The sequence below is a fragment of the Uliginosibacterium gangwonense DSM 18521 genome (assembly GCF_000373965.1).
Lineage (GTDB): Bacteria > Pseudomonadota > Gammaproteobacteria > Burkholderiales > Rhodocyclaceae > Uliginosibacterium > Uliginosibacterium gangwonense.
In genome coordinates, this window is sequence record NZ_KB892863.1 from 84,224 (window position 1) to 109,519 (window position 25,296).

At 54.7% G+C, this 25,296-nt stretch carries 18 protein-coding genes; 7 read left to right on the forward strand and 11 right to left on the reverse strand.

Annotated features, from left to right (window positions below; translation table 11 throughout):
* Positions 1–18: 18 nt before the first annotated feature.
* The gene (locus tag B145_RS0116660) at positions 19–1,080 is read left to right on the forward strand and encodes an alkene reductase (protein WP_018608858.1); all 1,062 of its coding nucleotides are present in this window, start codon (positions 19–21) and stop codon (positions 1,078–1,080) included.
* An 88-nt stretch (positions 1,081–1,168) separates the two neighbouring features.
* Here the strand turns inward: B145_RS0116660 and B145_RS26025 are convergent, their stop codons facing one another.
* The 4 genes from B145_RS26025 to B145_RS0116680 are packed head-to-tail and all read right to left on the reverse strand — an operon-like array spanning position 1,169 to position 10,141.
* Positions 1,169–2,590 carry an efflux transporter outer membrane subunit gene (locus B145_RS26025; RefSeq protein WP_018608860.1) on the reverse strand — a complete coding sequence of 474 codons (1,422 nt, stop codon included), beginning with the start codon at positions 2,588–2,590 and terminating at the stop codon, positions 1,169–1,171.
* Positions 2,587–5,685 carry a multidrug efflux RND transporter permease subunit gene (locus B145_RS0116670; protein WP_018608862.1) on the reverse strand — a complete coding sequence of 1,033 codons (3,099 nt, stop codon included), beginning with the start codon at positions 5,683–5,685 and terminating at the stop codon, positions 2,587–2,589. The genes B145_RS26025 and B145_RS0116670 overlap by 4 nt, the downstream gene beginning before the upstream one ends.
* A gap of 4 nt (positions 5,686–5,689) precedes the next feature.
* Positions 5,690–8,794: an MdtB/MuxB family multidrug efflux RND transporter permease subunit gene (locus B145_RS0116675; protein WP_018608865.1), complete on the reverse strand. Its 3,105-nt coding sequence runs from the start codon at positions 8,792–8,794 to the stop codon at positions 5,690–5,692.
* A gap of 6 nt (positions 8,795–8,800) precedes the next feature.
* Positions 8,801–10,141 (reverse strand): MdtA/MuxA family multidrug efflux RND transporter periplasmic adaptor subunit, encoded by a 1,341-nt coding sequence (locus tag B145_RS0116680; RefSeq protein ID WP_018608866.1) that lies wholly within the window; start codon positions 10,139–10,141, stop codon positions 8,801–8,803.
* A 327-nt stretch (positions 10,142–10,468) separates the two neighbouring features.
* Between B145_RS0116680 and B145_RS0116685 the strand changes: the two genes are divergently transcribed.
* Genes B145_RS0116685 through B145_RS0116705 form a run of 5 tightly spaced genes read left to right on the forward strand, consistent with a single transcriptional unit; the run spans position 10,469 to position 14,988 of the window.
* Positions 10,469–11,581 carry a 4Fe-4S dicluster domain-containing protein gene (locus B145_RS0116685; RefSeq protein ID WP_018608867.1) on the forward strand — a complete coding sequence of 371 codons (1,113 nt, stop codon included), beginning with the start codon at positions 10,469–10,471 and terminating at the stop codon, positions 11,579–11,581.
* On the forward strand, positions 11,578–12,417 hold the full coding sequence (locus tag B145_RS0116690; protein WP_211209856.1) for an FAD/NAD(P)-binding protein: 840 nt from the start codon (positions 11,578–11,580) through the stop codon (positions 12,415–12,417). The genes B145_RS0116685 and B145_RS0116690 overlap by 4 nt, the downstream gene beginning before the upstream one ends.
* 1 nt (position 12,418) lies before the next feature.
* The gene (locus tag B145_RS0116695) at positions 12,419–13,228 is read left to right on the forward strand and encodes an NADH-quinone oxidoreductase subunit B family protein (RefSeq protein WP_018608872.1); all 810 of its coding nucleotides are present in this window, start codon (positions 12,419–12,421) and stop codon (positions 13,226–13,228) included.
* Between the two features lie 4 nt (positions 13,229–13,232).
* On the forward strand, positions 13,233–14,549 hold the full coding sequence (locus B145_RS0116700; RefSeq protein WP_018608874.1) for a Ni/Fe hydrogenase subunit alpha: 1,317 nt from the start codon (positions 13,233–13,235) through the stop codon (positions 14,547–14,549).
* Entirely contained in the window at positions 14,542–14,988 is a 447-nt protein-coding gene (locus tag B145_RS0116705; protein WP_018608875.1) for a hypothetical protein, read from the forward strand. Before B145_RS0116700 ends, B145_RS0116705 begins: the two co-directional genes overlap by 8 nt.
* A gap of 71 nt (positions 14,989–15,059) precedes the next feature.
* Here B145_RS0116705 and B145_RS0116710 read toward each other — a convergent pair whose 3' ends face one another.
* Both B145_RS0116710 and B145_RS26030 read right to left on the reverse strand, forming a co-directional pair.
* On the reverse strand, positions 15,060–15,623 hold the full coding sequence (locus B145_RS0116710) for a LemA family protein (protein WP_018608876.1): 564 nt from the start codon (positions 15,621–15,623) through the stop codon (positions 15,060–15,062).
* A gap of 196 nt (positions 15,624–15,819) precedes the next feature.
* Positions 15,820–18,495: a glycoside hydrolase family 48 protein gene (locus tag B145_RS26030; RefSeq protein ID WP_211209857.1), complete on the reverse strand. Its 2,676-nt coding sequence runs from the start codon at positions 18,493–18,495 to the stop codon at positions 15,820–15,822.
* Positions 18,496–20,018: 1,523 nt separating this feature from the next.
* Between B145_RS26030 and B145_RS0116725 the strand changes: the two genes are divergently transcribed.
* Entirely contained in the window at positions 20,019–20,780 is a 762-nt protein-coding gene (locus B145_RS0116725; protein WP_018608882.1) for a HesA/MoeB/ThiF family protein, read from the forward strand.
* Between the two features lies 1 nt (position 20,781).
* Here the strand turns inward: B145_RS0116725 and ribD are convergent, their stop codons facing one another.
* The 5 genes from ribD to B145_RS0116750 all read right to left on the reverse strand — a co-directional run bounded on the left by ribD (position 20,782) and on the right by B145_RS0116750 (position 25,278).
* Positions 20,782–21,879 (reverse strand): bifunctional diaminohydroxyphosphoribosylaminopyrimidine deaminase/5-amino-6-(5-phosphoribosylamino)uracil reductase RibD, encoded by a 1,098-nt coding sequence (gene ribD / locus B145_RS0116730; protein WP_018608884.1) that lies wholly within the window; start codon positions 21,877–21,879, stop codon positions 20,782–20,784.
* Positions 21,879–22,352 (reverse strand): transcriptional regulator NrdR, encoded by a 474-nt coding sequence (gene nrdR, locus B145_RS0116735; protein ID WP_018608886.1) that lies wholly within the window; start codon positions 22,350–22,352, stop codon positions 21,879–21,881. The genes ribD and nrdR overlap by 1 nt, the downstream gene beginning before the upstream one ends.
* 110 nt (positions 22,353–22,462) lie before the next feature.
* Positions 22,463–23,713, reverse strand: coding sequence for a serine hydroxymethyltransferase (gene glyA, locus B145_RS0116740; RefSeq protein ID WP_018608888.1), 1,251 nt, complete (start codon positions 23,711–23,713; stop codon positions 22,463–22,465).
* Between the two features lie 75 nt (positions 23,714–23,788).
* Positions 23,789–24,430, reverse strand: a complete 642-nt coding sequence (locus B145_RS0116745; protein WP_018608890.1) for a histidine phosphatase family protein — start codon at positions 24,428–24,430, stop codon at positions 23,789–23,791.
* 80 nt (positions 24,431–24,510) lie between these two features.
* Positions 24,511–25,278 (reverse strand): hypothetical protein, encoded by a 768-nt coding sequence (locus tag B145_RS0116750; RefSeq protein ID WP_018608892.1) that lies wholly within the window; start codon positions 25,276–25,278, stop codon positions 24,511–24,513.
* Between the last annotated feature and the right edge of the window lie 18 nt (positions 25,279–25,296).

Consider the following 25,296-nt stretch of genomic DNA (forward strand, 5'->3'; position numbering starts at 1 on the left):
GAGTAATAAGGAGCAATCATGAGTTCATTGTTTGACCCCATCCGGGCAGGTGATTTGTACTGGCCCAACCGCATTGTCATGGCCCCCTTGACTCGTTGTCGCGCAGGTACAGGCCGGGTGCCTACGCCTTTGATGGCAGAATATTATGCACAGCGTGCCAGCGCAGGCCTAATCCTTTCTGAAGCCACTGCAGTGACCCCCATGGGGGTGGGCTACCCCGATACGCCGGGAATCTGGTCAGACGAACAGGTGGAAGGCTGGAAGCTGGTGACCCAGGCTGTTCATGCTGCAGGCGGGCGGATTTTCATGCAACTGTGGCATGTAGGACGCATTTCCCACCCCGATTACCTCAATGGCGAACTTCCTGTGGCGCCCAGTGCGCTTGCCCCCGAAGGCCACGTCAGCCTGTTGCGCCCGATGCGTAATTTTGTAGTCCCACGTGCCTTGGAGACTGATGAGATCCCAGGTATTGTGGAGGCATATCGCAAGGGGGCTGAAAATGCCAAGAAAGCTGGGTTTGATGGGGTAGAGATCCATGGCGCCAACGGCTATCTGTTGGATCAGTTTCTGCAAGACAGCACCAATCACCGAACCGATCAATATGGTGGAAGCATCGAAAACCGTGCACGCCTGCTATTGGAGGTGACTGATGCAGCCATCAGCGTGTGGGGTGCCGGGCGTGTAGGCGTGCATATCGCCCCGCGATGCGATGCACATACGATGGGTGATAGCAATCCGCTGGCGACATTTGGCTATGTGGCACGCGAATTGGGCAAGCGCAAGATTGCATTTCTCTTTGCGCGGGAATCCATCTCTGAACCACGTATTGGGCCAGCGCTCAAACAGGCCTTTGGCGGCGTGTATATTGCCAATCAGGCTTTGACGCCTGAATCCGCCAAGGCCGTGTTGGCGGCAGGTGAGGCTGATGCGGTGTCGTTTGGTCAGCAATTCATCGCCAACCCTGATTTGCCACGCCGCTTGTTGGTGGGGACCGAGTTCAACCAGCCCCACCCGGAAACGTTTTATGGTTACGGCCAAGCGGACATGACGGTAGGCTATACAGACTATCCCGGCCTGTAATCGCCGAATCCACAGCCAATATCAGCGACTGCAACACTTCTGATGACGTGTTGCAGTCACCGTGTCTGCCTTATTGGAGACACAAATCCTATTGCATGGGCGAGTCCGCCTTTGACCCTTGCCATCCGCCACCGAGTGCCTTGATCAGCGCGACGGAATTGACATATTGACGTGACACCAATTGCAGGGAACTCCTCTCCGCGCTATTGAGAGCGTTCTGCGTGGTGATTACGTCGGTATAAGCGGTCATCCCTGCGCGATATTGGTTCATCGCGATGCGCTCGGCTTCGCGGGCGGCATCAACGGCCTGGGTTTGCTCCACGATCTCATCCTTGAGCAGACGTAGCGCGGCGAGGTTGTCTTCCACTTCTTGAAAACTGGTCAGAACCGTTTGGCGATAGCTGGCAACCGCTGCATCGTAGGCGGCGATGGATTCGTCCACCTTGGCGTTTTTGGCACCACCATCAAACAGGGTCTGACTCAGGCTGGCCCCGAGTGACCAGACCCGATTTGGCAGACTCAGCCAGGGGTTGAGCAATGCACTGGAGAACCCCGCGCTGGAAGAAAAACTCAGCGCCGGGAATAGGGCTGCCTTGTTGACGCCAATCTGAGCGTTGGCGGCTGCAACCTTGCGTTCTGCTGCGGCAATGTCGGGGCGGCGCTCCAGCAATGTGGAAGGTAATGCGGGAGGAATCACCGGCTGTTGAGCTTGCAATTTGGCTGCAACCAAGCTGAATTCTGCGGGAGATTTACCAATCAGGATGGCAATTGCATGTTCATACTGACTGCGTTGGATGCCATAGTCGATGAGCGTGGCCTTGGCTGTTTGCAATTGGCTTTGCGCCTGCGCAACATCGGCACGGCTGATTTGCTCGGCAGCGAACTGGTTTTTGGTCAGTTGCAGCGCTTTTTGATAGGCTTCAACGGTTGTGGTTTGTGAGGCAATCAGCGCATCCGTAACACGTAGTTGGAGATAGCTTTGCACCAGCGTGGCTTCAGCAGATAGGCGAGTTGCCGCGAGTGTGGCTGCACTGGCTTGGGCTGTGGCGGTGTCGCTTTCCACCCCACGCGAAACTTTGCCCCACAAATCAGCTTCCCATGAAGCCTGGAGAGACAGGCTATGAGAATTACCAATTGACCCGCCTTTGCTGCTACTGACGCTGCGGCTGCGCTGGGTGCTGGCATCTGCGTCTATGGTGGGAGCATAGCCAGCACGTGTGACAGAAACAGCCGCCAAAGCTTGCCGATACTGAGCCTGGGCTTGCTGGATATTCTGGTTGGCAGAGGCGACCTGTGTGGCCAATTCATTGAGTGTTGGATCGCCAAAGACTTCCCACCATGCGCCGCGCGGAGCCAGATCTTTGGGGGCTGCACTCGTCCAGAGCGGATCTTCTTTGTAGGTGGCAGGTGTATCCATGGTGGGGCGCTTGTAATCAGGGCCCACAGCACAACCTGCAAGCAGCAGGGCAAGCACCATCATGGAGAGTCGAAACGCTTGGGTGTTCATCATATAGCCTCATTCAAGGGCTTTACTTGTTTGCGGGTACGTAACGCGTGGCACCACAGACGGAAACGGTCAAGATACAGATATACGACTGGCGTAGTGTAGAGCGTGAGTAGTTGAGACAGCAGCAGCCCCCCGATAATGGCGATCCCCAGGGGGCGACGAAGCTCTGCACCATCGCCAGAGCCGAGTGCCAAGGGGACTGCGCCAAAAATGGCGGCCAGTGTGGTCATCATGATCGGGCGGAAGCGCAGCCCACACGCTTTGAGGATGGCGGCACGGGCGTCTAACCCCTGCTGGCGCTGTGCGTTGATGGCAAAGTCAATCATCATGATCGCGTTTTTCTTCACAATACCGATCAGTAGCAACACGCCGATCAGCGCAATGATGGAAAACTCCGTATTGAAAAGCATCAGGGCGAGTAAGGCACCCACGCCAGCGGAGGGCAGAGTGGAGATGATGGTCAGTGGGTGTATGTAACTTTCATACAATATGCCCAGCACGATATAGACGGCCAGGATGGCGGACAGAATCAGCAAAGGCAGACTGGACAAGGTACTCTGGAAAGTCTTGGCCGTTCCCTGAAAACTAGCAAGGACATTCGAAGGCACGCCGATGGCTGCTAGTGCATGGAATATTGTCTGCTGTGCTTGCGAGAGGGAAACCCCTTCGCTGAGGTTGAAGGAAATGGTGGATGCGGCAAAACCACTTTGATGGCTGACGCCCAAAGACGTGTAGGTCGGCTCATAGTGTGCAAATGCGGAAAATGGCACACGCTGCCCGGCAGAATTGATGACGAACATTTGCGCGAGAGCTTCCGGGCTTTGACGGAATTCTGGCGCAACTTCCATGATGACCCGATACTGATTCAAGGGCCGATAGATGGTGGCAACCTGGCGCTGGCCAAAAGCATCGTTGAGCGCGGCGTCCACTGTACGTGCGCTGAGCCCCAATCTGGCAAGCGCATCACGATCAATGGTGATGGTGGTTTGCAAGCCTTTTTCCTGCTGATCGGTGTTGACGTCTTGCAGTATGGGCAGATTGGACAAGGCGCGGCGAATTTGGGGCTCCCATGTGCGCAGACTGTTCAGATCATCTGATTGCAGGGTGAATTGATACTGCGCATTGCTTTGGCGCCCCCCTACCCGGATGTCCTGAACAGCTTGTAGATAGAGCCTGGCGCCGGGTTCGTGGGCAAGTTTGTTGCGCAGGCGGGCAATGATCTGTTCGGAATTTTCGCGCCGTTCCGCCAGGGGCTTGAGTTGGATGAACATGGAGCCGGAATTGACGCGGCTGCCGCCTGTAAAGCCTGTCACACTCTCTACCGCAGGATCGTTCTGCACAATCTGCATGAAATCCCGTAACTTCTTTTCCATTGCCTGGAAAGAAATGCTCTGATCGCCCTGAATACCGCCATTGATGCGCCCGGTGTCTTGCTGAGGAAAGAAGCCCTTGTCGATGGCGGTGTAGAGCCATACATTCAGGCAAATGGTGGCCAGCAGGGAGAGCAGGGTGATCAGGCTATGCCGGATTGCCCAATTCAGACTCGTTTGATAGGCCTGTTGGGTTCGGTCAAAGATGCGTTGACTCCAGCGCATCAGGCGGGAAGGCTTGTGCAGAGGGTCAGGTGCCTTGAGCAGTCGGGCGCACATCATGGGCGTGGTGGTCAGAGAGACCACCAAAGAAATCAGGATGGCTACAGACAGCGTGATGGCAAATTCCCGAAACAAGCGCCCTACGATGCCGCCCAACAGCAGAATGGGGATGAACACTGCAATCAGCGAAAGGCTCATTGACAGAACGGTGAAGCCGACTTCCCTTGCACCTTGTAACGCGGCTTTGAAGGGCGGGAGGCCTTCCTCGATATGGCGCGTGGTATTTTCCAATACGACGACAGCATCATCGACCACAAACCCGGTGGCAATTGCCAGCGCCATGAGAGAGAGGTTATTGAGCGAGAAACCACACAAATACATTACAGCAAAGCTGCCAATCAACGAGATCGGAACCGTAACAGCTGGCACCAAAGTGGCGCGCAGATTGCGCAGGAAGATGAAGACAATGGCAATCACCAGTAATACCGAAATTGCCAGTGAGCGTTCCACCTCGCGGAGTGAAGCACGGATGGTTGGCGAGCGATCCATCGCCACATTCAACGCCATGGACCCAGGTAGCTGCGCCGATAGACGTGGGATCATCGAACGAATCCGGTCTACCGTCTCGATGATGTTGGCCCCTGGTTCCCGGAACAATACGATGAGTACTGATGGTTTGCCGTTGGCAAAACCGGCATTGCGGTCGTCTTGTGTACCATCGAAGACTTTCCCGATATCGGATAGGCGGATTGCAGCCCCCTCCTGGTAGCGAACAATAATCGGCGCATATTGCGCGGCCGTAGAAGATTGGTCGTTGGCCTGTACTTGCCAGTGGCGATTACCGTCTTCCAATACGCCTTTGGGGCGGTAGGCGTTGGAATTGGCGATGGCTGTGCGCACGTCTTCCAGCCCCAGCCCATAGCTGGACATCTGTTGAGGATTCAGCTCAACGCGCACCGCGGGGAGTGCGCTACCCGATACCGTGGCATCGCCCACCCCCTGCACATGCAATAACTCTTGCGCGATGAAGGTAGAAGCCGTGTCATACATCTGCGCTTGAGACGCTGTGTCCGATGTTAGCGCCAGAATCATGATCGGTGCATCCGCCGGGTTGACCTTGCGATAGGTCGGATTGCGTGGCATTGAAGGCAGGATGCTGCGTGCTGCGTTGATGGCAGCCTGCACATCACGAGCGGCGCCGTCGATGTCGCGGTTCAGGTCGAATTGCAAGGTGATGCGAGTGCTGCCCAGGGCACTGTTGGAGGTGATCTCGTTGACCCCGGCGATACGTCCCAGTGTTCGCTCCAGGGGTGTTGCCACCGTGGCGGCCATGGTTTCCGGGCTGGCACCAGGGAGGGAGGCTGATACCGAAATGGTTGGGAAATCCACCTGGGGCAAGGGGGCGACGGGTAAGAGCCTAAAGCCGAGAATACCTGCCAGCACTACGCCGATGCTAAGAAGCGTTGTTGCAACCGGGCGGCGGATGAAGGGCGTGGACAGGCTCATGGTTTCAGGCCTCTTCCGCGTAGGATTCTGAGTTGGTGTTCTTTACGCCCAGCCACGTGGTGAGGCGATCAAAAGCCAAATAGATCACCGGGGTGGTGAACAACGTCAACAATTGGCTCAGAAGCAGCCCCCCGACCATCGTGATCCCCAGGGGGTGGCGCAATTCAGAGCCTACGCCACTGCCGATCATGAGAGGCAAGGCCCCCAGCAATGCGGCCATCGTCGTCATCAGAATCGGGCGGAAGCGCAACAGGCAGGCCTGGAAGATGGCCTCCCGTGGGGGCTTGCCCTCATCGCGCTCTGCCTGCAAGGCAAAGTCAATCATCATGATGGCGTTTTTCTTGACAATGCCGATCAATAGTACGATACCAATGATGGATATGACCGATAAGTCATTGCCTGATAACATGAGGGCGAGCAGCGCGCCTACGCCAGCAGAAGGAAGCGTTGATAGGATGGTGATCGGGTGGATGTAACTCTCATACAGTACCCCCAGCACGATATACATGGTAACGATGGCGGCGAGGATCAGCCAGAGTTCATTGGCAAGCGACGCCTGGAAAGCCAGCGCGGCACCTTGGAAGCTCGTTTTGATGGCCATGGGCATATTGAGCTGCTGTTCCGCCTTCGTGATGGCCTCGACCGCATTGCCCAAGGATGCGTTTGGCGCAAGATTGAAAGAGATGGTGGCTGCAGGGAGTTGCCCCAGATGGTTGATGGCCAGTGAGCCGCTGCGCTCTTCAAAACGTGCAACGGCTGACAAGGGGATTTGCTTGCCGGAACTGCTTGGCACATAAAGCGCGTTGAGCGAGGCCATATCGCGGCGGAAATCGGGAGCCACTTCCAAGACCACCCGGTACTGGTTGGATTGGGTAAAAATGGTGGAAATCAGGCGTTGACCATAGGCGCTATAGAGTGCGCTATCAATGGACGCGACCGATACGCCAAGCTGCCCGGCGGCATCGCGATCAATGAGGACGTATGCCTGCAAACCGTTTTCTTGCAAATCGCTGGTGACATCCTTGATGGTCGGAATCCCATGCAGGGCATCCATGAGTTTGGGCACCCAGGCCGATAGCAAGGTGTCATCAGAAGCCTGCAAGGTAAATTGGTACTGGGTGCGGCTGACCCGGTCTTCTACGGTCAGGTCCTGCAAAGGTTGCAGGTAGAGTGACAGCCCAGGCAGATGGGCGGTGCTATTTTGCAGGCGGCGCACGATTTCGTCAGCCCTGGCTTTGCGCTGGGCGAGCGGTTTGAGGTTGATGAGCAGGCGAGCGCTATTGAGAGCGGAGTTGTTGCCGTCTGAACCGATATAGGCGGAAAGACTGGTTACATCGGGGTCTTGCAGGATGACGTCTGCCAATGCCTGCTGGCGTTGGGTCATTGCGTCAAAAGAAATGGTTTGCGGTGCGTCGACAATCCCCTGTATGACGCCAGTATCCTGCATGGGGAAGAAGCCCTTGGGGATCGCAATATACAAAACCACAGTCAGCACCAGCGTGGCAATGGCTACTAGCAGTGTGGCGGCCTGCCGATCCAGTACCCAGTTGAGTATGCGTCCATACCCGGCGATGATATTGTCAAACATTTTGTCACTGGCATGGTAGAACCATGATTGCTTTTCTTCCGGCACATGGCGGAGCAAACGGCCACACATCATGGGGGTAAGGGTGAGCGAGACCACCGCCGAAATCAAGATCGACACCGCCAGGGTGATGGCAAATTCGCGGAACAGGCGCCCGACCACATCCCCCATGAAAAGCAGGGGAATGAGCACGGCGATCAGTGATACAGTCAGCGAAATGATGGTGAAGCCAATCTGTTTGGCGCCCTTGAGTGCCGCTGCCATGGGGGATTCGCCCAGTTCGATGAAGCGGGCGACGTTTTCGATCATGACAATGGCGTCATCTACGACAAAGCCGGTGGCAATCGTCATTGCCATCAAACTGAGGTTGTTGATGGAAAACCCCGCCAGATACATGACGCCAAAGGTGCCGACCAGTGAGAGTGGCACGGCAACAGCGGGAATGATGGTAGCAGGTACGTTGCGCAAAAAAATGAAGATGACCAGCACCACCAGGGCGATGGATAAGGTTAACTCCATGCTCACGTCCCAGATTGAGGCACGGATGGTGGTGGTGCGGTCGGTCAGGATGGATAGTTCAACCGATCCCGGCAGGCTTTCGCGTAACTGAGGGAGCAGTTGTTGAATGTGGTCAACCGTGTCGATGACATTTGCGCCCGGTTGGCGTTGCACGTTCAGAATAATGCCGGGGGTATGGTTTTCCAGTGCCCCCAGCCGCGTGTTTTCCGCGCTTTCAACTACCTGGGCTACGTCGCTCAGGCGGATTGGTGCTCCGTTGCGATAAGCGAGTACCAACTTTTGATAGTCAGCGGCGGATTTGATCTGGTCGTTCGCGTCGATGGCGGATGACCGCTGTGGCCCATCAAAATTTCCTTTGGCTTGATTGACGTTGGAATTGGATACAGCCGTGCGGATATCATCCAGGCTGATTCCAAGCGAAGCCAGTGAGCGTGGATTAACCTGGACGCGTACAGCAGGACGTTGCCCACCAGATAGGGTCACCAGCCCAACCCCTGAAATCTGCGAGATTTTTTGTGCAATCAGTGTATCGGCAAGGTCTTCGACCTTTGGTAGTGGCATGCCGTGTGAGGTGATTGCCAGCGTCATGATCGGCGCATCAGCCGGATTGACTTTGCTATAGATGGGCGGATTGGGCAGATCACTTGGCAGCAGATTGCTGCCTGCATTGATGGCCGCCTGGACTTCCTGTTCGGCAACGTCAAGCGACAGATTGAGATCAAACTGCAAGGTGATGACCGATGCACCCGCTGAGTTTTGCGAGGACATCTGATTCAAGCCGGGCATCTGGCCGAATTGGCGTTCTAGTGGCGCCGTGATTGTGGAGGTGATGACTTCCGGCCCCGCCCCTGGGTAGAGGGTTGTGACCTGGATGGTTGGGTAGTCCACCTCCGGCAAGGCTGAGATAGGCAGCACATGCAAGGCCACCAAGCCTGCCAGCAATATTGCCAGCATGAGTAGCGAGGTGGCGACCGGGCGTAAGATGAAAATGCGAGAGGGATTCATATGCCCTCACTGCTCCGCACGATGTCGTCGTCCGGCTGCTGGCGCGCTTGCTTCCCCTGCAGGAGATGGCCCGGAGACTGAATTGCCGTTGGCCTGATTCCTGCCACGGCGATTTTCGCCGCGTGCTCCCGAGGATTTGAGCAGGCTGGACGCGTCACTGATCTCTATTTGGGCGCCATCACGCAGTTGGTCTATGCCGTCGACCACAACCTGTTCGCCGGGTTTGAGTCCTTCCTCGACGGCGATCTGATTGCCACTTTCAATGCCTAAGCGTACCTTGCGCTGGCTGACCGTGTTGTCGGCGCCAACCACGTACACAAAGGCCCCGTCACGCCCGCGTTGAACGGCAGAGGAGGGTGCCAGCGTCATCTCATCCAGCGTGCGCGCCAGGAGTTTGATATTGACGAACTGGTTGGGGAACAGGGCCATGTCTTCATTGGCGAACCGTGCCTTGAATTTGATGGTGCCTGTTGTGGTGTCAATCTGGTTGTCAAAAGACAGTACCTTGCCACTTGCCAAGAGGTTTTTTTGCTCTCTGTCCCAGGCATCCACCTTGAGTTCCTTGCCGGCTCGCCATGACTTCATGAGGCCCGGTAATTGAGCCTCTGGAATGGTGAATGCCACGTCGATGGGTTGCACCTGATTGATGACAAACAAGCCTGTGGAGTCCGAGCTATGCACCATGTTGCCCGGATCAATCTGGCGCAGGCCCAGTCGCCCGGAGACTGGCGCGGTGATGCGGCAGTAGGAAAGCTGCAAGCGCGCATTATCCAAGGAAGCCTGATCGGCCTTGATGGCCCCCTCATACTGCTTGACCAAGGCATCCTGAGTTTCAACCTGTTGCCGGGAAATGGAGTCTTGCGACAGAAGTGTTTGGAAACGCGTCAGTTGTTGACGTGCGCTGATCAGTTGCGCCTGATCCTTGGCAAGCAGCCCCTCCGCCTGGGCCGCTTGCACCTGGTAAGAGCGGGGATCAATCTGGGCGATCAATTGACCGACCTTGACCAAATCCCCTTCGTGCACCGGCATACTCAGCAATTGCCCATCCACGCGGCTGCGTACCACCACTGAGTTGGGCGGGGTTGCCGTACCCAATGTACTCAAATAGACGTGGACCGGCCCCCGGCTGACTTTGGCGACCTGTACAGGAATCGTGCGAACGGCTCCACCATTTCCCTTTCGAGGGCCACGAGGCTGAGACTGGGCTGACTGCTCATTGAGCTGCGCAGATGCCTTTTTATCTGCTGAGTTATGCCAAAGATATGCAGTGCCAGCAGCCAACACTATGACTACCAGGCTGACAATCGCCCATCGTCGCACCTTGATGCGCTCTGCCCCATTTGCCATGACTGCTTCCTTTGCCAAGCACTTGTTTGGCCTGATCTTAGCAGCGGCGGCGTGTCTGCGTGTGCTCAACTTGTAGCCAATTTGTTACCAATCTTTATGGATATCTGCAGATGTTGCCGCTTAGTTGACCTATTACTCCGGTAAACGCAGGAAATATGGCCGAGAGGACGTCAAACCTTGCTTCAGACCGGATGGGCAGATTTTGCATGCATGTGCTGACTGCATTGTAGGATCAATGAGGGGGCCGATACATGGCCCCTTGGCCGACATGCAGCAACTGCATGGGTGCGACAACGGCGCTGGCAATACCTTGGATGGGGGCAGAACATGAAAGACATGCGGTATTTTCCCCGGGCTGGTTTGGCCGAATTGATTGCGGCAATCAAGGAATCGGGTTATCGGGTAATTGGCCCGCGTGTGGAGCCGGGGCAAGGGGGGCTGGCGTACCGTGAGATAGCAGGGGTAGAAGATCTTCCCCGGGGCTTGTCGGATGAACAGTCTCCCGCGCGCTATCGCCTTCATCCCAATGGTAGCCAGCGATACTTTGCCTGGGCCAATACTTCGTCGGCGATCAAACCCTTTGTATTTACGCCCAGAGAGAAACTTTGGACGGTGGTCCGCAAAGAGGGGCGTCTGCACTTTGAGGCAAATCATGAAGTGGCGAAAAAAACCGCCGTCTTTGGGGTTCGGGCTTGTGATCTGGCCGCGTTGGCATTGCAGGACGCCCATTTTCTTCGAGGTGCGCATACGGATGTGTTCTATCGGGCAAGGCGTGAAAAATTGCTGCTCGTCGCTGTCAACTGCAGCCACGCGGCAGAGACATGTTTCTGCGCATCTACTGGGGACGGCCCTGAAGTTTCCGATGGCTACGATTTGCTGCTGGATGAGTTGGATGACGGCTTTTTGATCCGGCATGGCTCTACCAAGGGGGCTATGATCATGACGGATCTGGTAACCCAGGAGGCTAGCCCTGAGCAGATATCCCAGGCGTGTGCGCAGGGGGAGTTGTGCCGTGAGAGGCAAACGCGTGCCTTGCCTGAAGCATCCAGGCTACCCGGTTTGATGCAGCGTCTGGAAAGTCCTTTGTGGGATGAGGTCGCAGAACGCTGCCTGGCATGTGGTAACTGTACGGCGGTATGTCCAAGCTGTTTTTGCCACCGGGAATTCGACTCACCCTTGCTGAATGGGAAACATTCAGAGCATTGGCGGGATGCAGATTCCTGCTTCAGCGAAGACCATAGTTACCTGGTAGGCGAAGTGGTGCGCGCGCATACGCGAGCGCGTTACCGGCAGTGGATGACCCATAAGTTGGCAACTTGGGTTGAGCAGTACGGGCGAACGGGGTGCACTGGCTGTGGGCGTTGTATTACATGGTGCCCAGCGGGAATTGATTTTGTTGACGAAGCCAACAAGCTGCTGTCAGCAGAGGAGGAGGCATGATGAAAACGCATAATTGCTATGTGCCTCACGAGGCCGAAATCATTGAGCGGGTGCAGGAAACGCCTGATATCTTTACTTGGCACCTGCGGTTTTCCGATGCTGAGATTGCACAGCACTATCGCTTTCGCCATGGGCAGTTCAATATGCTGTATTTGTATGGTGTGGGTGAGGTGGCCATCTCGGTGATGTCTGGGGATGGAGAAAACCTTTGGCATACCGTAAGGGCTGTCGGGCGGGTCACCAAGGCCATGATGGATCTGCCTGTGGGAAGCCGCATTGGGGTGCGTGGCCCCTTTGGCAGTTATTGGCCCTTGGATATCGCTCGTGGCAAGGACGTTGTCTTTGTTACGGCGGGCCTGGGGTGTGCGCCGGTCATGTCATCAATCCGTTATGTTGTCGAGCATAGGCAGGATTATGGCAGACTGGTGATTATGCAATCTGTACGCCATCGTCATGAAAGCCTGTGGGAGCCACAGTATGAGGCTTGGCGGGCGCTACCGAACACTCAGGTGCTGTTGACTGCATCGCGGGACCAGACACGCTGGCCAAATTGGGAGTTGGGCCGCGTGAGCGTGCTGCTGGAAAAAGCGGATTACAACAAGGAAGAATGTGTCGTGATGATGTGCGGGCCAGACGCAATGATGCGTGATACCGCCATGACCCTGAAAGGTCTTGGTGTGACGGCCGCAAATATTTATGTGTCTTTGGAGCGCAACATGCAGTGTGCGGTTGGGCACTGTGGGCATTGCCAACTGGGTGGCAAGTTCGTTTGCAAGGATGGGCCGGTATTTCCTTGGCCCGAGGTCGAAGCTCTGATGTGTGTGAAGGAGTATTGAGATGAATGCCTCTGCCAACACACCCATGCCCAAGGTGGCCATCCATAAATTTGCTTCTTGCTCGGGTTGTCAGCTCGCTTTTGTGAACATGGGCACCGATCTGATTGAACTGACCAAGCTGGTCGATATTGTGCACATGGCTGAATTTGGACATGTAGCACCAGAAGATGAACCGGTAGATGTTGCGTTTATCGAAGGTTCTATCACCACACCACATGACGTGGAGCGCCTGCTGAAGATCCGTGCCAACAGTCGCTATCTGCTCACCATGGGAGCATGTGCCACATCTGGCGGCATTCAGGCTTTGCGCAACAACGCCGATACAGCCGAGTGGATGCGATCGGTATATGCCAAGCCAGAATTCATTCAGTCTCTATCCAGTTCCGCCGCAATAGCCAACCATGTGAAAGTGGACTTTGAGTTGTGGGGTTGCCCGGTGAGTGTGCGCCAGATGCTGGCGGCAATTCGTTCGCTGCTCTTTGGCGTGGCGCCGCAGATTTCTCGTGAGAAGGTCTGCCAGGAATGCAAACGCAGGGGAAACAACTGCATTTTGGTCACGCAGGGCGCTCCTTGCATGGGGCCGGTGACGCGCACCGGTTGCGGTGCTTTGTGCCCATCTTTTGGCGCACCATGCTATACCTGCTATGGGCCTGCTGAAAATGTGAATGCACAAAGTTTCGGCATGTGCCTGATGGGGTTGGGCTTGAGCCCCGAGCAGGTGGCGCGCAAGTTTGCTTCGATCAACAATGCGGCCCCTGTGTTCAGCGAAGCAACCCAGTTGTTTTCCGGCAGTGCCTGGATGGAGGAATGAGAGCATGAGCCATACCGCCAATCATGATCCCAATCGGGAAATCCGGATTGATGTGCCATTGCTGACCCGCGTTGAAGGGGAGGGTTCGCTAGAGTTCGTTGCCCGCAACGGGCGTATCGAAAGTCTGCAATTGCGGATTTTTGAACCTCCTCGATTGTTTGAAAAATTTCTTGAGGGCAAGGATTATTCGGAAGTGCCCAATATCGCTGCACGGGTCTGCGGCGTGTGCCCGATTGCCTATCAGATGACCTCGATCCGGGCGATGGAAAAAGTGTTTGGCATGCAGGAATCTCCCTGGGTGCATGCCATGCGCCGTGTGGTGTATTACGGAGAGTGGTTGCAAAGCCATGCCTTGCATTTGAACCTGTTTGCCGCACCAGACTTTCTGGGTTTTAGCGATGTCATCCATATGGCACATCGTCACCCTGAAGATGTCAGGCGAGGGATGCACCTGCAGGAATTGGGGAATGACATGCTTCGCTTGTTGGGGGGGCGCTCGGTGCACCCGATTGGATTACGGGTGGGCGGCTTCTTTCGTGCCCCACCCAAGCACGAGGTGGCTGATCTTGTTGACAAGCTGTTGGCTGCTCGTGATTTAGTGCGGGAGTTTGTGGCATGGGCGGTCGGTTTGCCCTACCCGAAGGACGAACAGGAATTTGTCAGCATTGCAGTGCGTCATCCTCATGAATATGGAATCAATGAGGGGCGTTTGGCATCGGATCGTGGATTGGACATTGATTTTTCTGAATATCCCGAGCGTTTTCGTGAGCACCAAGTATCCCATTCAACGGCTCACTACTCCATGCTGGATGGTAGCAGTTATTTCCTGGGGCCATTGGCCCGGATGAATCTGAATTTTGATTTGCTTCCGGCTGAAGTGCAGGATCTTGCTCGTGAACTGGGTCTGCGTTTTCCCTCTCATGATATGTTTCATAACGTGGCAGCCCGTGCTTTGGAGTGCTATCTGGCGGTAGTGGATAGCCTGAATATATTACAGGCTTATCGTTTGCCTAACCGCCCTTGGATTGAGCCAACGCCGCGTGCCGGAGTCGGGCATCATTGCACTGAAGCACCGCGCGGCATGATCTATCATCGCTTTGAACTGAATGAAAGTGGAGAGGTGATTGCTGCCACAATGATTCCCCCCACATCGCAGAATCAAGCCCGCTTGGAACAGAATCTTAACGTGGCGATGGAGCGCTTCGGTCTTCAACATGCTGACGAGCAGTTGCGTGAGTTATGCGAGAAGGTGATCCGCAATTACGACCCATGCTTGTCTTGTTCAACGCACTTCCTGAAAATGACCGTGCATCGTGAGTGAGGTGTTGATTGCTGGCGTGGGCTCTTCGCATGGGGCCGACCGTCTGGGTTGGGAGGTGGTGGATGCACTCCAACAGCGTCCACTGCCACCGGAGGTGGGGCTGTATCATTGCAGCTTGCCGGTAGAACTCAGCTCCCTCTTGTTGTTGTCAAAATATGCGATTGTGGTCGATGCGATGCTTGGGCACGGCCCCGTAGGTAAGATACATGTGCTGGGAGCAGACAATCTACCTCAAGCCCGTTTTTCTTCCGGGGCGCATGGCGTCGGTTTGAGCGATGCCGTTGGATTGGCGATTGCCCTTGGGTTTGAACCCCGGAATTTGTCGGTAGTGGCATTGGATGTGGTTCAACCCGATGCGGTATGGGACCCGGAATGGGTCGCTGTTTTGACGCAAGCGGTACTTGCCCGCTTAACAGAGGAGCTGGAAAAAATTCCCTGACTTCGTGATCCATCTCATCTGGCCACAGCCCCTGTTGTAGCCAGAGAGATAAGGTTGCCAATGGTCGTTATCTAGGATGCAAAATGTACAAATTCGGGCTTGGGGTGATAGCCAAGAAACGTTGCAAAAATGCTGCTTGGGAATGAACTGGTCAAGGTATTGTACTGCGCGACAGTTTCGCTGTACTTTTTGCGCACCTCGTCCAGGCGATTGTTTTTGTCGGCGCCATCAAGATAGTTGTTCATTACCGTAATTTCACTGCTCTGGCTCAGGGCTGGGGAGGCTTTGGCTACTGCTTTTACCCGATACATGGCTCCGGTCAACATGGCCTGAGCCTGCTTAAAATTGTCGAATGCTTGCGAGTCTTGAATCAGCATTGTAGTTGGGGGTTGCTTGCGCGCATCAGAAAGAGCTTGTTCTAGCGCTTTGATCGTATTGGCATCGAAGCCGGGTTGGGCTTTTGCCGTGACGATTACCGCCTGAACAGCATCATTTCGTTCTGCATAAGTATTTGTAACGCTTTGCCAAGCTGTAAGTACCTTTGAGTCGGCCTGCGAGAGTTGGTTGATCAATATGCCACTGATTACAATGGCTACAACAATTCCCACCAACGCTATACGCTTAAAAACCTTCACTTCTTTTTCCTCCTCATGCGCGTTTCGTCCCCCCGAAACAGGGTCAGGTGGAGCGATACTGCTTGATTGCAATCTACGACTGTGACTGTATTGACTGGGTATTCCTTGTTCCAAAGCGATGTCCCTGGCCTCGCCTGGAGTTGATAGAGCCAGTGGGGCTTTTGCTCCACCGGCTCTGCTCAGATGCTAATTGAGATTACTTCACCGTGATTTGACAGTTATGGCTGGCAAGGCTGACATTGCTCGGCACGGGTTTCGCGCCACTGTACGTCAATTGCATGCCGAAGCCAACGTTTCCAGCGGCCGGGATGCTGCCATTGGAACTGGAGGGCGTAACCGTCATGATGCGACCACTTTGTTTGATGGTGCCATTCCAAGAATTGACGACTGTAAAGTCATTCGACTCTGTCCAGCTTAGGCTCCAAGCATTGATGGGCGATGTTCCCGTGTTTTGCATTGTAACTTGAAGCACCTGACCCACACCCCAGTCACTGGATGTATCTACCGTTACATTGCAATCGCTGGGAACCGGAACAACTTTATCCTTGTCGTGCTCGGTGACAATTACGGATGCAGTTGTAAAGCTTGTAGCACTCAAGGTAAATGTTGCGGTGCCGTCGACCTGGTCGCTGTCAATGGCGGCTGCAACAGTCACTGTTTGTGGTACGTTGTAGTTGGTCGGTGTAAAGGTTAGCGAGGTGGCCGATGCACTGACAGAGTCTTCGCCTGATACCTTGGCAATGCTCACGACCGTGTTGGCGGTGGGGGCGTCTGACAAGGCTACGGTGAAGGTGCTGCTGCTGCCTTCGTTCACATCAACGCCCGAGCTGCTGACGACAATGGAGGGGCTTGTGTTGGTCAAAAGGCGTCCGTAGTCAGCCATTGCCATGGCGATGTCTGATTGGGCCCAGAACCGGTGGTAAGTCCACGTCGTTGCACTAGAGGGGTTTTGGATGAAAGCGTTGAGCTTGGCCCAGTCTTTGTCATTTTGATACTTAGGACGCATACTGGCGAAGGTGACGTTCTGATCGATTGTCGCCCCTTGAGCGTTCGTTCCAGTCCAACCCGACGGAATATAGATGCCTTGTCCGGTTGTGGCGTTGTACTTGTCGGTAAAGCGAGTGTAATCCGCGCGGGTTTCTGGAACGGCTACGCCAAGTGAATCCTGATACTTCGTCCACATGCGATCCAGCAGTTCCTTGGCCAGAGTTTTGGCCGCAGCACTCTTGGACTTTGCCGCATAGAAGGTCAGGGTGCGAGCCAGACCTGCCGTGGGGCCAACGTCGGTCGTGTAATCGACGATCGATACATGCAAGCTGGCATTCTTCCCTGGTGAGGTAGGATTCCAGGTATCAGGCGCGCCACTCCAGGCCAGGGTGCTTGGAATCGCATAGGTGCCATCTGTATTCAACTTGACGTTTGCAATGACCCACGTCACCCACTTATCAAGCAGGGCCTTGGCTTGGGTATCGCCTGTTGAGTAGTAATACTCTGCGACCCGTTCCATTGACCATGCCTGCATGCCAAACCATTGGTTGGAGGGCGGATCGTTGTAGACAGGCGCCACTACATAAGGCATGCCGTAAAATGTGGGTGTTCCTGCCGGCGGTTGTGCATAAGACCCACCGTAACTATTTGTTGCTCCGCCTGCAATGGCCCCTTCAGAGGATTGCAGCCAAGTATAGAACTCCATCATACGCTTCAAACTCTTGCCCCAGTCTCCCGCTCCAGTCGGCGTGGCTGGCTTAAAGTCTGAAACGCTGGACAATACCCAGGCAGTCAAGGGGTTTTGATAGCCGAAGTGGTTATGGCTGTCACCAATCCGCCAAGCCCACCCGCCATTGTCCAGGGCGCCTCCCCATGCATAGTACCAACTCATGAGGTAGTGTTGATTATCGCGGTAACCGCTGGCATCTGCTTGACCCGTACCTGGCTGGCAGGTTGTGGCGCCAACGCAATTTCCGATTTTCTTGAAGTACTTGTCAAACATTGAATAGCGTAGATAGTCACCCATCTTGGATGCTTTTTTGACTATGTCCGCAATGTCTGCACTCTTACCTTGCGCTTTGGCCCAGACAGAAGCCCAATATACCGCTTGGATCGCACGTGCATCTGCATCTGGAGCATTGGTATAGCGCCATTGTTTGGAATAATTGGAGTCTTGCATGAACAGACTCAAGAAGCCCTGGGTGTTCCCTGTGCGACCCCATTTAAAGGTTTCGCAGGAAGGGTGGGGTACGGTTTCCCACACAGACTCCTGTTCGCCGCGTTGGAAGGTGTTGATATATGCAGGTTTGGTTACACCGTCGCCACAGTGCCCATATCCATACCAGTTATCCACGTCCAACAGCCAGTGCATGCCATAGATATCTTTTGTACCGTAGGTGCCGGATAGCTCGGCAAAAAGCGGATCTTTCCCAGGCGTTGCAGCGCTGTTCATCGGTGAGGGGTAGCTGCTGGGCTGCGGATATTCGGGCGCATAGGTGGCCGGCTTGCTGTCGTTGTATGAAGCGTTGCTCGGCTGATCGGTTTGGGCAGGAATAATATACTTTTCCATATTGGCCCAAGCTTTGTTGAGCGGTGCCCAATCGCCTGTTGCACGCCCGTATTGGGCTTCCAGCCACAACCAATAACTGTATGCTTCCGACGTGGTTTCATGACCATAGTCGGGCGCCTCGACAATCATGGTTTCAACAGAGTGATAAGGAACTCCGTCTGAGCTGAAGTAGCCGTTAGCCGGGTCCTTGATTTTGTTGTATTGCGTGATGAAACGTTGGCTATATTCTGCTTGGTCATCTGCGGCATAACTGTTTGCGGCCAGTAGGATAGCGAGTGCAGAGAAAGCTGCTTTTATAGAGCAGCGTGCAAGCATCTTTCCCACCTCCATACCGATAACAGATCTATTTGCCTTCTTGATGAACACATTTTTTCTCATAATCATACTCCTGATGTATTAAGCATAATCAATAGGCGCATCTACAGCAAAATCTCATTCCACTTAAAAATGTGGAATGCTATCCCAGCACGGTTACGGGATATCTTGTTTGTATGAAGTCTTTTTTGACTCACACATTAAAAACAACTCCTGTGAAGATCAAAATCTTCTGTGCTTACCATATTAAGTATGACATTTTGTCATATAAAAAATACCATGTGCGTAGAGTTTGTTAAAAGACTGGCTTTTTATGGAACAAGCCAACACTAAACAAACGAACAGAAGTGGTTTTTAACATGCACCATTGGCTGAATTTGGCACAAAAATTTGTTATGAAAACGTTTGCATAGATAAAAACAGATAAAGCTTCCCCAGCCAGATTTGGGACGCGTTTGCGAGTCGCCAAATTCTGCCTTTAGTAATAACTCTGTCCGTGGAAACCGTCTGTCAGGAAAGCTTGAAAAGCACTTACCGCATGTCTCCTTTTATAATCGCTGAGCTAGATTTTTATCATCTATTTAGCGCTTCCAACAGTTTAAACAAGCTATTAACGCATGATCTGTTAAACCTGGGTGTGCAATGCTATTTATATAAGTTGTAATGCATGTTCTGCATGTATTGCTATAAGCATATACACCTATTATGTTTACCCTTTCCTTGCCCGTAGAAAATGAGAAATCGTTTAATCAAAGCATTTTTGGCATTTTTGAATGGTATTTTCATTTCGAACGCCAAATAAATATCGACAGTATTTCTTCGTGTGATCAATATTGGGCACTCAAGCTTGCCAATTTCAACCCTGTTTTGAGGGTAACCGTGGCCTCGTTCCTAAAGTTTTTGAAAGACAATCCTTAATTATCAATGGGTTAATGTCATAGCGTTAGGAAATATGCGTACCCCAATGGCTTACACCATAAGCCTTTTTAAAGATTTTAACATTCGTATGCCCTTTTGTACCTATCTAAACGTAATTTTAAAATATGTTTATCGGGTTTTGTTCGTTTTGCGAACTAAATGGCATTCTGTTCTTGAGCATGCCCTCCAAATTTTTATGTGATTGCCTACCGGATTTTGGAAAGTAAGCAATATATTTACGGTATGAAGTTAGAAAATGAGTCTAGTGATAGATTCTTGATGTATCTGTATTGGGTATGCAGTGTGGGACTTGTTGTGGTGTGCTGTCAAGACTGTAGTCACCTGCCTTTGGTCGGATTTTTCTACGCCAGTGCGATGAACAGGCCCTCGTCACTTGCCAACCTTATGGTGGGATGCCATTCCAGCGGCCCTGTGCTCACGATGAGTGCCGCGACAGGTGTTGGGCCTTTGGTCGTGTCAGGCGCCTGTACTTGAATCCCATCACTTTTTCAGTGTGTCCGTGAAGCGGGCATTATTGCGAGATTGCGTACTCTTTGCCTGTGAGCTTGGTACACTGCGGGTTTAGGTTTTAGAAACTCTGTGTGATGAACGACGACCAGCTTCTACGGTATTCCCGCCATATTTTGCTGCCCGAGATTGATGTTGAGGGGCAGCAGGGCATTATTGATAGCACTGTGCTAATTGTGGGGGCTGGGGGGCTGGGGTCGCCTGCCGCGATGTATCTGGCTTCCGCCGGGGTGGGAACCCTGATCTTGGCGGATGGGGATACGGTGGATTTAACGAATCTTCAGCGCCAGATTCTGCATCGTGAGGATCAAGCAGGGATGCTGAAGGCGGAGTCCGGCAGACAGACGCTGGCAGGGATCAACCCTGCAACGCAGGTGGAGGTGATCGCCCAACGCTTGGAAGGTGAATTGTTGGAAGAAGCTGTTTCACGTGCCAGCGTGGTGCTGGATTGCTGCGATAACTTTGCCACCCGCCATGCCGTGAATCGTGCCTGCCTGCGTTACCGCAAGCCTTTGGTATCAGGGGCTGCGGTGCGTTTTGATGGACAAGTGTCGGTATATGATCTTCGCTACGTAGAAAATCCTTGTTATCACTGTCTGTTTCCAGAAGGTGAGGATTTGGCGGAAATGCGTTGTGCAGTAACAGGTATTTTTGCGCCGTTGACGGGTGTGGTAGGGTCGCTGCAAGCCTGTGAGGCTTTGAAGATACTGGCTTCTTGCGGTGAGCCCCTGGTGGGGCGCCTGCTGCTGATTGATGCTTTGAGCATGAACATGCGCACCGTGCGCTATGGCCGTGACCCTGGCTGTGCAGTGTGTGGGGAAGCCGCCGCGCAAAGGTAGCTTAAATGGGGATTGCCCGGATGCGAAGGTCTTCGCCGATCGGGGTGATCTCTTTGAAGCGCAGGTGTGGCGCCGCATCCACTGTGGCGTAATCGGGCAGGTAGGCCATACCGCGTGCGGGGTGGCCTAGTAGACGGGGCGCCAGATAGAGTAGGTATTCATCGACCAGTCCGTTGGCGATGAACGCTGCATTGAGCGTCGCACCGGCTTCAACCAGCAACTCGTTCGTACCTTGCTGTGCGAGCAAGGGGAGCAGGGCGTGTAGGTCGATTTTGCCTTTTCCGTCGTCCAGGCAAACGAGTTCGGCGCCTGCCTGGGTAAGCGGCTCGGTGCGTTCAGGATGCGTATCTGCGTGTACCAACAGGGTTTTGGCCCCGGTCAGAATTTTGGCCGTGACGGGGGTGCGTAGTTGGCTATCAAGCACGATGCGTCGAGGCTGGCGTGGCGTAGCGACGGCCCGCACATTCATCTGCGGATCATCCGCGAGGACGGTTCCAATGCCAGTGAGCACCGCACAGGCGCGGGCGCGCCAGTGGTGGGCATCTGCGCGGGCCGCATCTGCTGTGATCCATTGGCTGTGCCCATTGGCCATGGCTGTTTTGCCATCGATGGAGGCAGCAATCTTCAGGCGCACAAATGGGCGCCCCCGGGCAATTCTGGAAAAAAAGCCTGCATTGATTTCGCGTGCGGCTTCGCTGAGGACGCCTACCGTGAGGGCGATACCTGCTTCCTGAAGCCGTTTGAGGCCATTACCTGCCACCAGCGGATTGGGGTCTTCCAGGGCTGCAACAACACGGGCAATGCCCGCTTCGATCAGGGCGTTGCAGCAAGGGGGGGTGCGCCCAAAGTGGGAGCAGGGTTCCAGCGTGACATAGGCCGTAGCACCACTGACATCGTGACCACGCTGTTTGGCGTCCAGCAGCGCTTGCACCTCGGCGTGATTCTGACCAGCCGGTTGGGTCCAACCTTCGCCAAGGATCTGACCTTCAGCACTGGTGATGACGCAACCTACACGCGGATTGGGCGTGGTGGTGTACAGCCCGTTTTCGGCAAGCGCCAAAGCGCGAGCCATCAACAATTCATCATTTGCCGCAGACATCAGGCACCTGTACGTGTGCGAGCCTTAGCGGTGACTTCGCGGATCGCTTCGGAGAACTCCTCGGCGTCTTCAAAATTGCGATAGACCGAAGCAAAGCGGATGTAGGCAACTTTGTCCAGACGCTTGAGTTCGCGCATGACCAGTTCGCCAATCTTTTCGCTCTGAATCTCGCGCTCGCCCATTGCGAGCAGGCGGCCTTCAATGCGGTCCAGGGCGTGCTCAAGGCTTTCGGCATTGACCGGGCGTTTACGCAGTGCCAACTTCATGCTGGCCTGAATTTTTTCACGATCAAATTCGGTGCGGCTGCCGTTTTTCTTGACGACTTGGGGCAGCTTTAACTCGATGCGTTCGTAAGTGGTGAAACGCTTGTCACAATCTGGGCAGCGGCGGCGGCGGCGGATGATGTCGCCTTCGTCATTTTCCCGGGTATCGGTCACCTGGGTGGAGGCGGAGCCACAGAAGGGGCACCTCATGGTGCACACTCCGTGTGCACCATGGAAACAAGGAAAGAAGTGAAACGTGATACGTAGTGCCTGACTTCAGAGGTGAGCATTGCGCTATTCACTTTTCACTTCTCCTGTGTTTACGAGCCGTAGACCGGGAACTTCTTGCACAGCGCGGATACTTCGTTGCGCACCCGTTCGATCACGGCTTGGTCGTGTGGCGCATCCAGCACGTCAGCAATCAGGTGGGCAACACGTTCTGCTTCGATTTCGGTGAAGCCGCGCGTGGTCATGGCCGGGCTGCCGATACGGATGCCGGAAGTCACAAAGGGCTTTTCCGGGTCGTTCGGGATGGCGTTCTTGTTGACCGTGATATGGGCTTGGCCCAGCACGGCTTCGGCTTCCTTGCCGGTGATCTTTTTGGCGCGCAGATCCAGTAGGAACACATGGCTTTCGGTGCGGCCAGACACGATGCGCATGCCGCGTTGCTCAGAGAGTACGCGAGCCATGGTGCGGGCGTTGTTGATCACCTGTTCCTGGTAGGCACGGAATTCTGGTGTGGCCGCTTCCTTGAAAGAGGTGGCTTTAGCCGCAATCACATGCATCAGCGGGCCGCCTTGCAGGCCGGGGAAAATGGCGGAGTTGATGGCCTTTTCATGCTCGGCGCGCATCAGGATTACACCACCACGCGGGCCACGCAGGGTCTTGTGAGTAGTGGAGGTCACCACATCAGCGTGCGGCACCGGGTTGGGGTAGAAGCCCGCTGCGATCAAACCTGCGTAGTGGGCCATGTCGACCCAGAAGATTGCGCCAACAGCCTTGGCAACCTTGGCAAAACGCTCGAAATCGATGCGAAGCGAGTAAGCAGAAGCGCCCGCGATGATGATGCGCGGCTTGTGCTCGTGAGCCAGACGCTCCATCGCGTCGTAATCAATCTCTTCCTTGCTGTTCAGGCCATAGGCAACGACATTGAACCACTTGCCAGACATATTCAGCGGCATGCCGTGGGTGAGGTGGCCGCCTTCGGCCAAGCTCATGCCCATGATGGTGTCGCCCGGTTTGGCAAAAGCCATCAGCACTGCTTGGTTGGCCTGAGAGCCGGAGTTCGGCTGCACGTTGGCAGCTTCGGCACCGAACAGCTTCTTCAGACGGTCGATGGCCAGTTGTTCGGCCACGTCCACATGCTCACAGCCGCCGTAGTAGCGCTTGCCCGGGTAACCTTCAGCGTACTTGTTGGTGAGTTGGGAGCCTTGGGCTTCCATCACTGCAGCGCTGACGTAGTTTTCCGATGCGATCAGTTCGATGTGATCTTCTTGGCGCTTGTTTTCGGCCTGGATGGCGGCCCAAAGTTCGGCGTCGGTATGAGCGAGGGTGTCTTTTTTGGAGAACATGGCTGGATGAAGTAGTGGTTCAACAAATGGCTAATTGTGGATGATACCGTGTTAGCAGGGGCACGGCTATCCAGGCTAGGTGGAAACTTCTTCTCTGGTATCAACAAGATGGTTTTCTTCGTTCCATTTGTCGAGGCGCCAACCCTGTGGGTTGATGCTGAGCCAGTTCAGTGTAGCGTTACCCAGGGGAAAATCGCGGTGCGCGGAAAGGGGTTTGCCTGTGGCTGCCCGATAGGCCACATCCAAACAACCGCCGTGGCAGACCACCAGAACGGTCTGGCCCGGATGGCGCGAAGCGATCTCCTGCAGCACCGTGGTGATGCGGTTGCTGAATTCAGCCAGTGATTCTCCTCCTTGTGGAGGTGTGGCTTGCGCTACGCGTTCGCGCAGTGGGGTGTAATGGCTGGGGTAGCGTTCCTTGGCTTCATCCCAGGTCAGGCCTTGGAAGGCGCCAAAGTGGCGTTCGCGTAAGCGGGGCTCGGCAATGACCTGTTGCTTCTTGGGGGCTGCAATGATCCGGGCGGTTTTTGCTGCGCGCAGCAAATCGGAGCAATACATGGCATCAAAATGCACAGATTGCAGTACGGTTGCAGTCGCTTCAGCCTGGGCCAGCCCTGTCGCATTCAAGGGGATGTCGGTATGGCCTTGCAGGCGGTGGACTACATTCCAATCTGTTTCGCCATGGCGAATCAGGCAGATTTTTGTGCTATGGGGCATGGTGCAGGCCTGTGGGCAGGCTCAAATAGGCTAGGGGAAAACGCATTCTACCGGGCATGGTTGCCAGAGTGAAACATCTACTACCGGGGCCAGCCGATTTCCCGTGCAGTCAGTGGGCCAATCAATGTGTCTTTCAGTCTGGGAGGGATGTCTGCCTGGGTTTCACTGACAGGGATTCTGCCTGCCATGATTTCTGCCTGGGCCTGCGGATAGAGGGGGGACTGGTTGGGGGCGGCGTAACCATCAGGGAAAACCGGCAGCCCCGTACCCAAGTCGTAATGATCCGTGGCGCCCAAGGCATGGAGCATTTCATGGGTGAGCACCACGAGATTGCTTCCTTGCATGCTTTGCGTGGCGAACAGGTTGGCCAAGCCGATATGTGCTTTGGCCAAGCCGGTGGAGTCAGGGGCAACCTGAGTCTGCGCAGGATCATAGAACAGTGCGTACATGCGGATATCTGGGCGGATGCCGGTTGCAGGCGTCCGCAGCCAAGCCCAGTAGCGGATGGAAAGACTCCAGCGCATCACCTCGAATATGCTGGGGCGAATCGGGCGTGGTGGGGGCACGTAGCTGATCACAGGCCCGAGTGAGACTCTGACCGGCTGAGGCTGTGTAATGCCGTGTTCATGCGCCTGCTGTTCCAGGTACTCCTCTACGGGTGCGAAACTGGAGGCATCCAAGGATGCGATGAATTTTGCTGCGGCTTGGCTGCCATCGGCATTGATGGGATAGACCGTGACATACAAGGTCGACTTCCAGGCGTGAACCCGTTTGTTGGCCTGCCATGTTCCAATAGCAACGCTGACCAGGATGAACAGTAAAATGGCGATACGGATGCGTTTGAACATGGCAATGAGCGGCGGATG